The 13,313-nt window shown below is 55.2% G+C and carries 12 protein-coding genes and 1 other RNA gene; 2 read left to right on the top strand and 11 right to left on the bottom strand.

Going from position 1 to position 13,313, the window contains the following annotated elements; genetic code table 11:
* Nucleotides 1-84: 84 nt before the first annotated feature.
* Nucleotides 85-1,371: a septation protein SepH gene (sepH, locus tag ACN082_RS08940; protein ID WP_419100512.1), complete on the top strand. Its 1,287-nt coding sequence runs from the start codon at nucleotides 85-87 to the stop codon at nucleotides 1,369-1,371.
* 239 nt (nucleotides 1,372-1,610) lie between these two features.
* Nucleotides 1,611-2,627 carry a hypothetical protein gene (locus tag ACN082_RS08945; RefSeq protein WP_419100513.1) on the top strand — a complete coding sequence of 339 codons (1,017 nt, stop codon included), beginning with the start codon at nucleotides 1,611-1,613 and terminating at the stop codon, nucleotides 2,625-2,627.
* 76 nt (nucleotides 2,628-2,703) lie between these two features.
* Here the strand turns inward: ACN082_RS08945 and ACN082_RS08950 are convergent, their stop codons facing one another.
* The 11 genes from ACN082_RS08950 to ACN082_RS09000 form a co-directional block, all read right to left on the bottom strand.
* Nucleotides 2,704-3,927, bottom strand: coding sequence for an alkaline phosphatase family protein (locus ACN082_RS08950; RefSeq protein ID WP_419100514.1), 1,224 nt, complete (start codon nucleotides 3,925-3,927; stop codon nucleotides 2,704-2,706).
* 1 nt (nucleotide 3,928) lies between these two features.
* Nucleotides 3,929-4,510, bottom strand: a complete 582-nt coding sequence (locus ACN082_RS08955) for a DUF5998 family protein (RefSeq protein ID WP_419100524.1) — start codon at nucleotides 4,508-4,510, stop codon at nucleotides 3,929-3,931.
* Nucleotides 4,511-4,605: 95 nt separating this feature from the next.
* Nucleotides 4,606-7,392, bottom strand: coding sequence for a GNAT family N-acetyltransferase (locus ACN082_RS08960; RefSeq protein WP_419100515.1), 2,787 nt, complete (start codon nucleotides 7,390-7,392; stop codon nucleotides 4,606-4,608).
* Nucleotides 7,393-7,555: 163 nt separating this feature from the next.
* Complete coding sequence (locus ACN082_RS08965) at nucleotides 7,556-8,089, bottom strand: hypothetical protein (protein ID WP_419100516.1); 534 nt, start codon at nucleotides 8,087-8,089, stop codon at nucleotides 7,556-7,558.
* Nucleotides 8,090-8,348: 259 nt separating this feature from the next.
* Nucleotides 8,349-8,724: a transfer-messenger RNA gene (gene ssrA / locus ACN082_RS08970) on the bottom strand.
* Nucleotides 8,725-8,865: 141 nt separating this feature from the next.
* Nucleotides 8,866-9,561, bottom strand: coding sequence for a DUF4190 domain-containing protein (locus ACN082_RS08975; protein WP_419100517.1), 696 nt, complete (start codon nucleotides 9,559-9,561; stop codon nucleotides 8,866-8,868).
* 24 nt (nucleotides 9,562-9,585) lie between these two features.
* Nucleotides 9,586-10,077 (bottom strand): SsrA-binding protein SmpB, encoded by a 492-nt coding sequence (smpB, locus tag ACN082_RS08980; protein ID WP_419100518.1) that lies wholly within the window; start codon nucleotides 10,075-10,077, stop codon nucleotides 9,586-9,588.
* Between the two features lie 3 nt (nucleotides 10,078-10,080).
* A complete protein-coding gene (gene prfB / locus ACN082_RS08985) occupies nucleotides 10,081-11,205 on the bottom strand; it encodes a peptide chain release factor 2 (RefSeq protein ID WP_419100519.1) in 1,125 nt (374 codons plus the stop codon).
* Nucleotides 11,206-11,793: 588 nt separating this feature from the next.
* Nucleotides 11,794-12,354: a pilus assembly protein TadG-related protein gene (locus ACN082_RS08990; RefSeq protein WP_419100520.1), complete on the bottom strand. Its 561-nt coding sequence runs from the start codon at nucleotides 12,352-12,354 to the stop codon at nucleotides 11,794-11,796.
* On the bottom strand, nucleotides 12,351-12,845 hold the full coding sequence (locus ACN082_RS08995) for a hypothetical protein (RefSeq protein ID WP_419100521.1): 495 nt from the start codon (nucleotides 12,843-12,845) through the stop codon (nucleotides 12,351-12,353). The genes ACN082_RS08990 and ACN082_RS08995 overlap by 4 nt, the downstream gene beginning before the upstream one ends.
* A complete protein-coding gene (locus ACN082_RS09000; RefSeq protein ID WP_419100522.1) occupies nucleotides 12,823-13,212 on the bottom strand; it encodes a TadE/TadG family type IV pilus assembly protein in 390 nt (129 codons plus the stop codon). The genes ACN082_RS08995 and ACN082_RS09000 overlap by 23 nt, the downstream gene beginning before the upstream one ends.
* Between the last annotated feature and the right edge of the window lie 101 nt (nucleotides 13,213-13,313).

Here is a 13,313-nt window from a genome sequence, read left to right on the forward strand (position 1 = left end):
CGGTAATCTTTCAAGTAAGTGTAAAGATTGAAGAAGCGCGTTACCCATCTGGTAACGCCAGTTGCCCATAAAGGAGACCGTGTAGTGCCCGAACTGCGCCTAACTGGCATCCACGACGATGGAGAAAATCTGGTCCTCGAATCAGCAGATGGCACAACCTATCTGTTGCCTATTGATCAGAACCTACGCCAGAGCATTGCCCGCGCCCGCCGTATTAATCCCCTCCGAGGGGGCAGCAAGGGCACCTTCGGACCCCGAGAGATTCAGACCCGTTTCCGCCAGGGTGCAACGGTCGAAGAAATCGCCGCAGAATCAGGATGGGAACCTAACAGGGTTCGTCGTTACGAGTGGCCTATTGTGGCTGAACGTGCCAATATCATTCATACAGCCCGCTCTGTCATGATTTCGCCGGCTCCGGGCCAGGGCAAGAACGCTCAGAGCCTTAACCAGCACATTGAAGAAGTCTCGGCACGCTTTGGCTTTGAAGAAGCACCCATGGATTGGTCCACCTGGCAGCAGGAATCAGGTCAGTGGACTGTCTCCCTCGATATTTCACTCAGCGATGATATTTTGCCTGAGCTTCCGAGGGCCGTTATGTTCCCGGCACGCTGGAACTTTAACCCTGCTAACCAGAGTATCTATGCCTCCAACGAGGCCGCTTACTTCCTCATGGGCCGTGACCACTCGCACGACTCCCCCATTCCCGGACTCACCCCTTCTTCACCTCAGGCACCGGACGCTACTACAGCTCAGGAAGACGAGAAGAAGGCTCCCGGTTTGGGTGTTCAGGTAGCACCTCCTAAGGTCACCCCTGTTCGTGTGCCCCAGAACAAGGAGCAGAACGAGCTCCTTGACGAGCTATCGTCGCGCCGTGGTGTCCGTTCCTTTGACCCAGCCAGTGAGCGCAAGCTGGCAGACTTGTTGGAGCGAGCCCGACGCGGTTCTCAGTCGGTAGGTGAGCTCCATGACCTGCCTGCCCCCGATACCCAGGAAGCCGCTGAAACTAAGGTACCTAAAGACCACACTGCAGTTTCTATAGCAGATGAGTCTGTGGCTGAGCCTCAAAACGGTGCCCCAGAAGAAAACGGGCAGGAGAATCTTGAAGCTTTGGAGCAGGATACAGCTGCTGAAGAACAATCGGCTGAGGCGAATCTGAGCGCTACCTCCGAGCACCAATCTAATGCTGATTCAGAAGATACCGACCATGCTTCTCAGGCAGTAAGCGATGACCCTCAGGCGCTCCCTGAAGGTTCGGAGCAATCAAGCGATGAAAGCGATGCAGATTCTGGCCCTAAGGCTAAGCCTGCACGCGGTAAGAGGACCAGCGTTCCAAGCTGGGATGACATTATCTTCGGTAACCAGCGCCGCTAGCCCAGGTCACCCTTATCTTGCACGGTCCTTGTGCCCTAAATATCAGGGCACAAGGACTTTTTGTGCTGACTTATAGTTTCCCACCCCGGCATGGCTCGTGAAGGGTTACAAGCGCCACTGCCCCAAAAACCCGTAAGACAACGTAGACTTATACAGACACCCGTACCCAGAGTTCGCCCGACGCCACCCATACCCCAACTTAGGCGCTCGGTGGGGCATAAATATTTGATGAGGAAAATTTGCCTAACTCATATCCTAAAGATTCCAGCACTGCCGGTGAGCCCGATAGCATCACCGAACCTCTGCCCAAGGTTGAAAACCCTGGTGAGACTACCCCGAGTCTTGATCCTGAGCCGCCAGCTGCATCGGGTGACGCTACTGATGTCTTGACCCTAGCCAATGGCTACGAATACGTCACGGCCGACAGCGGCTCACAGCGTACAGAAATTGATATTGAAGACGACTCACTGGCCCTCGGCCTCATGAAGAACGGTGATGAGTTCGAGAAGCTAACCCGGCGCGAGCGCCGTGCTGACCGCTCTGCTGAGCGCGCAGCGGCCCTTGAGCAGGCTGAGAAGGAACAGCAGAAGCTTGCCATTGCCGCCGAGCGGGACCGTTTAGCCCCGGTGGGTCCTCTGATTCAGGAGCCCGCTCAGCGAAAGCTCGGTTCCAAGGTTTTCTTTGTAGGTTCTGCGGTTCTCACCGCTGCCGCCGCGGTCCTTGCTTTTGCTTTGCTGTTGCCAGGCCAGGGTAGCAGCTCGCAGCCGGCTTCAGGCACCTCGGTTGCTCCCAGCGGTGACAGCCCCACGACCTCGGCACCCGCAACTCCTACCAGTACTTACCCGGCACCGACCCCCAGTTTTAATACTCAGGAACCAACCGTCACTGAGCAGCAAGCTCAGGAAAACGCTGTCCCTCCCGGTACCGTCCAGTACGCAACCACCGATCCTGTAGCCGAGGCTACAGTGCAGGAGACCGCGCCTGAACCCCCTGTTACGCTTGAGCCAGCTCCCACCGAGGCGGAAGAGGCTACCTTAGAGCCTACTGAGTCCCCCAGTGATCCAGCGGAGATTACTCCTCCGGCCGACGCTTCGCCTATCGATGAGCCCAAACGCCCCATCGAGACCACGGTGCCGGGCCCAGACGCTGGCAAGGTCATTGATGAGACACCGCTACCGCCTCCCTCCACCGCACCTATTGAAGCCCCCACTGCAGCGGCGTCTTTGGAAGAACCTACTGTGATTGCTAGTCCTTAGTGTGTAAAGCCAAAAGAATTAAGCCCCGTCCTCTCGCTAGGGGTGGACGGGGCTTTACTGTGCTCTGGTAGGAGCTTTAGCCGGTGGGGAGCATAAGCAGAGGCACCTGTGTTTCCTCTGCTGTAAGTGACCCGTGTTGCCCTACCATCTGCAGGGCGTGTGGCTTATAGTGCCGCATATCGTAGAGAGCAATGGGCTCCCGGGCTGCTACCACAATATCCCCAATACGTGCCCGCGCGGTGTCGCTGATAGTCTCACCAAAGTAACCGGCTTGGAACATCTCTTCTGTCTCAACCACCCAGGCTTTTTCTCCCCAAGATTCCCCCCAACGCCCGAGTGTATCTTGGATTGCAGCTGGGCTCTTATCTTTGAGATAGAGCTGAACCATACGAGGCTCCCCCGCCGTCAGTTCAATATTCTCAAGGAGCTGGTTGTCCCCCGAGTAATCGATGCGCGCTTCTGGTGCTATATCAACCATGCCGTGATCTGCTGTGAGTAAGAGCAGGACGTGGGGTGGCAGGCGGCGGGCTAAGGATTTGAGTGCTAGATTCAGCTCTTCAAGCTGTTCAAGCCATTGGGTAGAGTCTGTACCGTATTTGTGGCCTGCCTGGTCAATTTCTCCCCAGTAGAGGTAGACCAAGGACGGCTTGCGAGAGTTCAGCAGGCTTGCCGCTAGGGTGGTGCGGGCCGCGTAACCGGCGGCATGCACAAAGCGCCCACCGCGTAGCCCCGCCTCACTCAGGCCCGATCCGGCGTATTTGCTGAGTGATACCGTAGCAACGTCAAGGTGGTTCTGGTAGCGCTCAAAAACTGTGGGATAGGGTTGCCAGTCGCGGGGTGAAACAGCTTTATCCCAGCCAGAAAGCTGGTTCATCACCCTTCCGCTTGCGGGGTTCTTGACCTCATAGCCTGCCATACCGTGGTAGCCAGGTGGGCATGCGGTGCCTAAGCTGGTCAGCGAAGCCACCGTTGTTGAGGGAACCGCCGAGTGAAGAGGCCCAAGTTGCCTAGCACTTTTAAGGAAGGGGGCGTAGGAAGCGTAGCGGTTCAGCAGGGATTGACCCAACCCATCAACCATAACCAGGCAGACGCTCCGGTAACGGTTTGGGTCTGCCCCTGCAGCTTTGAGGCGGTCAGCAAGGCCCAATAAGTCATGACGTCCCGGACCGTAGAGGGGGTGGTCATCAGGTTGGAAGGAGCCCTGGCCTGTGAGGCTGCCGCATGATTCGAAGAGGTCGCCCACGTTGTGGCTTTTGTAGCCCGGTGTGGGGGGTAACTCATAGCCGCAAAAATCTTTCACCTTAGCGCCTCCTTCCCAGGTTCAGGTGGGCTGAACGCAGGGTACGCGCGAAGCGCCGAGCCTTTTCGGTGGCTTCTGCCCCATCTGCTGAAGTGCTGATGCGGATGAGCATATCTTCTCGAGGCACTAAACCTGTGTAGCCGTGGTTAGCGTCGCAGCTCGGCTCGGCGCATTCGGCGGGTTGGATATCCAGCCTGTGCGACCCCGTCCATGCAATTAAGAGTGATACCTCCGAGACAGGGTGCCCAGGTGCATAGTCTTGGGGCTGGGGGTAGCTGTAGCTGACCGTCAAGGTGGTCAGTTTGCTGATGTGAAGGGTCTCAACCGAAACGTGGGCGAGTACCTGTTGCCCCTCATCATCGAGGTTTTGATCATCAAGATGCGCAACAAGTAGGTGCTCCCCCGCAACCACTAAGACCGTAATATGCCGGTGGACTTCGTTCTGATTGAAGTGGGTTTCCACCTGCACCAGGTGGGCGGTAGGTTCTAGTCCGTCAAGTGCTTCAGAAACAGTATCGAGTACGAGCTCGGGGTAAAACCCTGCCTTCTGAATATCTTGGGTGAGCCCGGTTGCACCCCTCATATCATTCACGGTGGTCCTTATTCCAGTGAGCCTAGTTCCTGCTCCCCCTATTCTAGGGTATGCCAGCTATACAGTCGTCGGAGGGCTGACCGTTTTTAGCTACTCATGGCACGCCGTACTGAGTCGGTACGCTGGGCAGACTGGGCAAGCTGTATGCTGGCACCCACTACCGTCATCGTATCGGGTGACAGCAGAATTGGGTTGAGTTCCAGGTGCGCAATTTCTGGGTGGTTGTCTTTGAGTAGCGCTACCCGTGCGCATAGGTCCTCTAGCAAGTCGGTTCTCGCGGTGTGCCTGTTCTCGGGGTCAAATAGCTTACTGGCGGCTTTGGGCGATCGAACCATCTTGTAGACGTCCCGCTCGGTCAAAGGCGGGATACGGTGGGCCCAGTCATCGAGAAGGGCGGTGGCATCACCAGCCATACCAAAAGAAACAACCGGGCCAATCAGCGGGTCTTCCACAGCTTTGAGGACGGCAGTTTGGCCTGCGGGTACCTGCTTTTGGAGGGCTAGGTCAAAATGTCCGTAGGGTTCAAGTGTTCTGTGCATCTGGGCGATTTCGCTTACCAGGTCTTCGTCGCTTTCTATGCCGAGTCTTACCCCTCCCAGGTCAATCCGGTGGCGCAGGAAGCTATCGGTTGTTTTGAGGACTACGGGGTAGCCGCCGGCTTGGGCCGCAGCAGCAATTGCTTGCTCTGGGGTATCAAAGCGGTATTCCGGAAGAACGCTAATCCCGTAGTGCCCGAGTAAACGGGTAGCAGCAAGGTCATCAAGTGTTACCGGTCCGGAGCTGCCTGCCCCAGCTTCAGCTTGTAGGTGGGTGGCAATATCTGCGGCGGCGGCTTTGGGGCTGATACCTTCGGGCACCGCCAGAGCACCGGTTTCTTTATCTCGCCATTCCACATAATCCATAACCGCACCGAGCGCCAGAATTGATTCACCCGGTGATTCAAAGCAGGCTAGCCCTTCCTGCAGGCAGGCGGTACCCTCCCCTTCGGACTCTTGCTCTTGGCTGTGGGCTGTTTCACTCCAAATGCCGCGTAGCGTCGATTGATCGCTCAGTGCTCCAGGGAAAGAAGCCAGGATAGGTTTACCGCTCTGCTGACCTGCCCGATGAAGTACTCTCGCCACGTCCTGCGGGTCAATTGATTCACCCGTAATAAACACGCCGATGACAGCATCAACCTCAGCAGATTCAAGGGCGCTGGTTGCCACGGCCTCCAAAATCTCAAGGCCATCCTCTGCCTCATCGGTTAGCCTGAGCATAGTTTCGGTGAGAGTAACCTCGATACGCAGCTCTTCGGCCCGGTCAGCGACAATCTGCCCCAGGGCTGAGGCATTCGAAAGAATAGCTAGCCGCCTGCCAGCAGGTAAAGGCTGAGAGACCAGAATCTGGGTGACATCGAGCGCCCGCTCAATGGTTTCAGCGCGGATAACACCGGCCTGCTTGAACATAGAGTCCAAGGCGGAGGGTGGTGTTATGGCGGTGCGTCCGGAGTGACCGGGCGGCAGTTGCTGGCCGGTTACCGCATTTTTGGCGAGCACAACCGGCTTGGCCCGTGAGAGCCTTCGGGCAATACGCGAGAACTTTCGGGGGTTGCCAATGGATTCAAGGTAGAGCGCACATACGCCGGTGGCATCGTCATCTTCCCAGTACTGCATAATGTCATTGCCAGAAACATCTGCCCGGTTGCCTGCAGAAATCAGTGACGAGACACCGATGTTACGCCGCACTGCGGAGTTAGAAAGAACGGCACCGATAGCTGAGGACTGGCTAAAGAGCCCCAGGCTCCCCGGGCCAGGGTCTTGTGAACTGATAGTGGCATCTAGCTGAACAGCGGGGTTATTGTTGAGCAGGCCAAATGAAGCAGGCCCAATAACCCGCATCCCGTGGCTCCTAGCCAGTTTGACCAGGGCTTTTTGGCGGGCACGGCCACGCACGCCATCATCTGCATAGCCGGTAGTGTAGATGAGTACGCCCCTGGCTCCTGCTTGGCCACAGGCCTCAACTACGGCCGGAACATCTTTGATGGGCACAGCAATAATGGCTAGGTCCACGTGCTCAGGTACCTGGGTGATGCTCTCCAGAACAGGGATATCTCCGGCGGGGTGTGCGGCTTCGTTGACCCCGTAAATTTTGCCCTTGAAGCCCCCTTTGACCAGCGTCTTAAGAACTTTGTGCCCGGTTCTTTCCCAGTTATCGGCAGAACCCACAACAGCAAGAACTTGGGGTGCTAAAAGCTCAGCAATGGATTTGGCTTCTGCACGGTGTTCACGGGCTTCCATGACACCTCGTGAACGGTCTGTGGGGTCAATATTGAAGTGAACCATGACCAGGCCATCTTCAAACTCGCGAGTAATCTCGTAACCAGCATCCGTAAAGACGTTAAGCATCTTACGGTTTTGTGGCAAGACCTCCGCGCTGAACCTATCGATCCCGCGTTCGTGGGCCGCAGCGGCCAGGTGTTCCAAGAGGATTGACCCGATCCCCCGGCCTTGGTGAGCATCGGAAATCATAAAGGCAACTTCAGCCTCAGCTGGGTCGTTGGTGCGGTCGTACCGCCCGATACCTATCATCTCCTCGCCCAGCATCATCACAAAAGCGACCCGGTTATTGTGATCTACCGTGGTGAAGCGGGTAAGTTCTTTGTCGCTGAGTTTGGGCTTATGGGTAAAGAAGCGAAGGTAGATGGTACGCTCAGACTGCCCTGCGTACATCTTCTCAAGGGCAGCACGGTCTGTGGGTAGCACGGGCCGGAGGTTAGCTGTGGCACCGTCCCGCAACACCACATCCGCTTCCCAGTGTGCCGGGTAGATGAAGGGGATCTCATCGGTGGTAGGGTGCTCAGGGTCAAGAGGGGTAAAGCCACTGCTGGTAGTCATGGGGCGCTCCTGGTGGGTACATGTCAGCTTCTAGCCCCGCTGTCATAGGGCCAGCTTATCTCCTATACTAACCCGAATGAGTTCTATCACACAGGCTCAAATCTTTTCCCTAGCGCCCCTGGGGCAATGGACCGCGCAGGCCCTTGTCAAGATGGCTTAACCTCTAATAGGTGTTAGCTTCTATACAACGCTGGATAGCTGCTTCGTCGCCTCGGTAGACGTATTCACAGTTAGCGGCCTCAGCTGAGCTCAGGAACCAGGAATTAAGCAGGAACATGCCCACGGTAAGTGGCAGGCAAAGAGCACCCAGGGCGATACCGCCCCATGCAAAACCGGAGGTCTGGCCCGCTAACTGCGTCTGGGGTGAGCGGGATTTAGACCGCAGGGCCTGGATCCCCAGGACGATAGCGCCCACAGCCGGAATCAGGGCAGCAAGAGCCAGGATCCCGGCAAGGAAAACAACCAGATAGCTGGTAACGGCAGCAGAAAAAGACATCACCGCAAGGTAGTAGCCTTTGCCTCTCTTGTCCCGGACGAGAGCACCGTAGGGCTTACGGAATTGGGGTGGTACCAAAAACTCTTGGGGTTCGCCGGGGGTCACAATATCGAAAGCGGGCACAAGCGGTACCTGTGGAGGAAGGTTCCCTACTGCTCCCGGCTGAGGGGGCAAGTTCGGTGCAGGGTTCTGAGTAGTCACAGCTTGCTTCTCGCTTTCGCGGGTTGGTTATACCGGCATACTTAGCTTATCAGCTCTGCAGTTTATGACAGCGGTCTTTTGTAGCGGCCAGCTAGGCTGAGACCCTGGCTATCATGACAGTTTAGAAATGAAGGTAAAAATCTAGCACCGGGGCGCTAGCACAGGTCAGAAAAGCCCTCAAGCTAGGCAAATGCTTGTCAGTATAAAACCTAGCTCAAGGGCTTCAGCTGTACCCAAACTTTTTTGCTTGTAGTACAAATGGTGGAGATGCGGGGAATCGAACCCCGGTCCGATGTGGCGTCAACGGGTCTTCTCCGTGCGCAGTTTGTGAAATCGGTGTTTTCGGCTACCTTGCTTGCGCAAACACTTACAAGGCCTAACCTATTCGTATAAAAGTCCCGGCAACCCCTACGAAGAGAGTTACCAGCAGTGGCCTTTTAAACTGATGGTAGGGGCTGAGCTAAAGGCAGGCTCAGGCTACCAGACTGCATCGCTGGGTTAATTAGGCAGCGAGTGCGAAGTCAGTGCGCTTAGATTCTGCACTTATTTTTTTGCAGAGGGCGTTTACGAGATAACCCTGCATCCTCGGCACGCTTCATCCATCTCAACTCACATCGTCGAAACCGATCATCCCCATATTCTTTTATCAAAGAACCCCAAGTTTGATGTTCCCGCTCCTCGCTCGGGCCGCAGCCCATATGAGCGATGACAGGCCACCAATCTCAGGGTCCTCATACTATCACTGGTATTACCTGGCTGTAAAGGTTCGATAGATGCTAGGAGTTCTGATATTCACCGCTAGAATAGTCGAATTCAAGACCCAGCTGTTCATTGAGGCATTGCTCTAGCTGGGTCTCATTATCTGTGTACTGCGAGCAATTCTCCATAGCTGGTCCGATGGCAGCGAACATCCACCCAAAAAGAATAAGCATGAGAATAGAGATGAGAAGACCTAGGGCTCCGGTAACAATACCGGTAATTGCAAACCCTTTTCCTCCACCCCCGGTCTTGGTTTTGACCAAGGCCACAATACCCAAGACAATAGCCACCAAAGCAAAAATGCCACCGATTACTGCCCACCCTGAGATAAAGCCTATGATACCCAGCACCATAGAGGCGATAGCTAGCCCTTTTGGCTTATTGGTCTCAGCAGCAGCGTACGTAGGATAGCCACCGGCAGGGTACTGTGAATAGCCATATCCCGGAGCAGAATAATTGGGCTGCTGCTGGTTGGCTGCCGAGGTATTACCGTACTGGGGCTGGGATGATCCGTAGCCGGTATCCCCCTGTGCATTGGCCTGAGCTTGGCCATAACTATCTGAGGAGGTTTGCCCCCCGCTGGCTTGCTGACCATAGTCAGTTTCAGGCTGGCTGGTAGCTTGCTGATTGAGTTCAGCGTCAGCTCCGTTGGTGCCTTGGCTGTTGCCGTACTGGCCGTAGGGATTGTAATTGTTGTTGTTTCCGGTTGTCATGGTGTTCTCTCCAATATGTTTTCTTTAGCCGAGGTTTTTATAGCGCATAGCCCGCTGGGCTTCCAGGTTATCCTGGCGTTCCTTGAGAGCCTGGCGCTTGTCGTAGTCGCGCTTACCGGTGGCTAGAGCTATTTCTACTTTAGCCCGCCCCTTGCTGAAATAGAGTTTGAGGGGCACCACAGTGTAGCCGCTCTCACGCAATTTTTGGGCAATCTTGTTAATCTCGCTGCGGTGAAGCAGGAGCTTGCGGCGACGGCGGGCTGCGTGATTGGTCCAAGAGCCCCGCCCGTACTCGGCAATATGGATGCCTTCAAGCCACAGCTCATCACCGTACATCTGGCAAAAGCCGTCGGTGATTGATGCGCCGCCATCGCGTAGAGATTTAACCTCGGTGCCCATGAGCACTAGGCCAGCTTCCCAAGTTTCTACGATGTTGTAGTTATGGCGGGCCCGGCGGTTGGAGGCAACGGTATGGTTATTGGGGTCTTCTTTGGTTACTTTTTTCTTTTTTGCCACGTCTTACTCTTCGTTCTTTCGTGTCTGTCGTTGCCCGGCGCGCCAGCGCACTCCGGCATCGATAAAACCGTCTAAGGCACCATCAAAAACAGCGCCGGGGTTGCCTTCTTCGTAGCTGGTGCGGAGGTCTTTGACCATCTGGTAGGGGTTGAGCACATAGGAGCGCATCTGATCGCCCCAGCTTGCTTTCACATCCCCTGCCATTTCTTTTTTCTGGGCGTCTTCTTGCTCTTTGCGGAGCAGGAGCAAGCGGGACTGCAGCACCCGTAGAGCCGCGGCTCTGTTTTGGAGCTGTGATTTTTCATTCTGCATGGAGACCACGATTCCGGTGGGAATGTGTGTCAGGCGCACAGCCGAGTCTGTGGTGTTCACCGATTGGCCGCCTGGGCCCGATGACCGGAACACATCAACCTTGATTTCAGAGTCAGGGATGTCGATGTGGTCGGTCTGGGCAATCAGCGGGATAACCTCAACAGCGGCAAAGGAAGTCATACGCTTACCCTGGCTATTAAAGGGCGAGATACGAACCAGTCGGTGGGTTCCTGCCTCAACCGATAGCCGCCCAAAAGCGTAGGGAGCTTTGACCTCAAAGGTCGCTGATTTCAGGCCGGCTTCTTCAGCGTAGGAGGTATCCATGATTGCTGTTTCAAAGCCGTTCTTCTCCGCCCAGCGCAGGTACATGCGCATGAGCATTTCAGCGAAGTCTGCGGCGTCAACGCCGCCAGCTCCTGCGCGGATTGTAATAACGGCTTCGCGCTGGTCGTACTCCCCCGATAGCAGGGTGATAACTTCGAGCTCTTTGAGCTTCTTTTCAATGGCGCGCAGCTCTGTTTCGGCTTCGGCCAGGACTTCAGCGTCTTCTTCGTCTTGGCCTAGGCCGACCATGATTTCTAGGTCGTCAATGGCTTGTTTGAGGTTGATGAGTTTATCGAGTTCGGCCTGTTTGTGGGATAGGGCTGAGGTGATTTTTTGGGCGCTTTCTGGGTTATCCCAGAGTTCGGGTGCGCCGGCGGCTTGGGAGAGTTCTGCGATGCTTGCACGCAAGTGCTCAACATCGCTGACCTCTTCGATGGAGGCGTATGTTGAGCGCAAGGTTTTGATCTGGGCAGAGAAGTCTAAAGTAGCCATGGCTATTAACAATATCGGAAACCCTGAACGGGCGCTTGGTTTGGTGCTAGTTTGTAGCAAAAGGCTAGCTTTCGCAGAGCCTAAAACCTATCAGCTGCTACCTCTTATCAGCTACTCTGAACCTTCCGGCTCCATTTCCATTGCCTTAACCAGTCTGGGTGTTCACCTAGGCTTTTGGTTCTTTGCCCTTGCTTTGGCTCAGTAGTACGAGGCTTATACCAAAAGTCACAACCCCAGCTGACTGTCATACCGCCCCCGAACTTGATCACTGTTCCTAGAATTTATCTGCTGTTAGGTAGGGTGAGCCAAAGCTTATTCAACGCCCATTTGAACTTGTGTTTTTGCCAGAAAATCTCCCAGATGCCGTTTATCTTTTCTGAACAGGACCATATAAATCTGCTGGCGGGGTCAGATGGTATTTATCTCCCGGTCTACTACTTATTGGTGCTTATTCATCAGGGTAGGTCAGACAGTCACACAGCCAAGTTGCTGGCTTAGGACTAGTGTGCCTTGTGAGCACCAGCGTACCAGAGGAGAGGGTCAAGAAAGAGCATAAGCCCGGTATACCTTGTGAGTAGTCCTCATAGATTATTGCCCTTGGGTAGCTCTTGCCCGCGCTTTACCAGTTACCGTTATATTCACTCCGTCGGGTACAACAATGGAGAGCAAGGGTGGGTGGGCACTTGCGGAGAGAACCACCACAGCTGTGTTGTTACCCGATACACCGGTACCGGGGCTCAGCGCCAGATTAGAAAAATCACCGGCCGCTCCGCTCTCGGTGAGGAAGGTCTGAGTAGTGCTGGTGACAGTAGCGCTGTTAAGGTGGATAAGCGCCTCGGATTCCGAGGCCGCAGAGATCCCTTCAACCCTCTGAGCCGCCGACGTTGCAGCCTGATCTGCCAAAGACTGAAGTCTATGCCGCTCCAAATAGACAGAACTTACCCCCACCACAGTCGAGGCCACCAGGAGCAGAACCAAGCATAAACCCACGATAAAGATGAGAACACTCCCCCGCTCAGATTCCGATTTGGTGCTTCTGACAAATGGAAAATACTGAGCTAGTGCCCTAGGCCCCTCTTCTAAGCCCCCGGTCTTACCTGAGCAGAAAGCTGCCCTGGTCAAGACTTTGACAGTGCGCAGAGCGATCATGAGTAGTTTCCTCCCCAGCTAATGGCCCGAGAGGTCATATTAGCCATAGTCGGTGCCCCTGCCCAAGGAATCAAGGGCAGGTCAACTTGAACCGTAACATCAACCGTGACTCGTTCGCCCTGCGCACAGGTGTTTTCGCAGCCCAGCCTAGTAGTGATGTGGTTACCGTCCAGCCCAAAGTCACTTGCTGCCATGACGGCAACTGAGCTAGCGGTGCCCTGACTTCTTTGGTCAGGAGGCAGTTGCTGAATGACCTGAAGTGCTTGGGCGCTGGCATTAGAGGCCGCAAAAGCTGCTGACTGCATGGCAAAAACGGACAGTAGAAAATACACGGTAGGAACCATGAGCAGGGCACCGAGCATGATGAACTCGATCAGTGCATTGCCGGCTTCATGGGAGCGCTCAGTTCCAGAAGCACAGCAGCCCTCTCTTAGCAGGCCTAACCTTTGCTCCACACGGCGCCTACATTCAGTCACCTTGAAGAACAGCATGTCCGGTCACCTCCCATGTCCCGCCCAAACCGAAAGGTCCAATCACAGGAATTGGCGCAGCAACTCTGATTTCTACAGCCTCTGCCCCCTGCCACTGGGTCACAGAGCTAGTCACGCTTGTGGAATAGCTCTCCGGTAAAACGCTATAGAGAAGCTCGCGAGTTCTTTCTTCGCCATCACCTGGGGTGCGGTCTAGCATGGCACCATACCGTGCGCCCTGAGAGGCGGCGTCCTGCACCACGTTTTTGGTAAACATTGCAAAAGCTATTTGCAGAACACCCAAAAAGAGCATGAGCACCATAGCTGAAACCATCACGAATTCAGCAGGGGCGTTCCCTCTTTCCTTCTCTCGAGCTAGTGATGGCATGGTAGGCGCGGCCTTAGCGATTCATCATGGCCATAGCATTATTAAACATGCTGATCAAGGCATCCTGAGCGACGACCAGGATAGCTGCAACTAAAATTGCG

The sequence above is a fragment of the Rothia sp. CCM 9417 genome (assembly GCF_048513575.1).
Lineage (GTDB): Bacteria > Actinomycetota > Actinomycetes > Actinomycetales > Micrococcaceae > Rothia.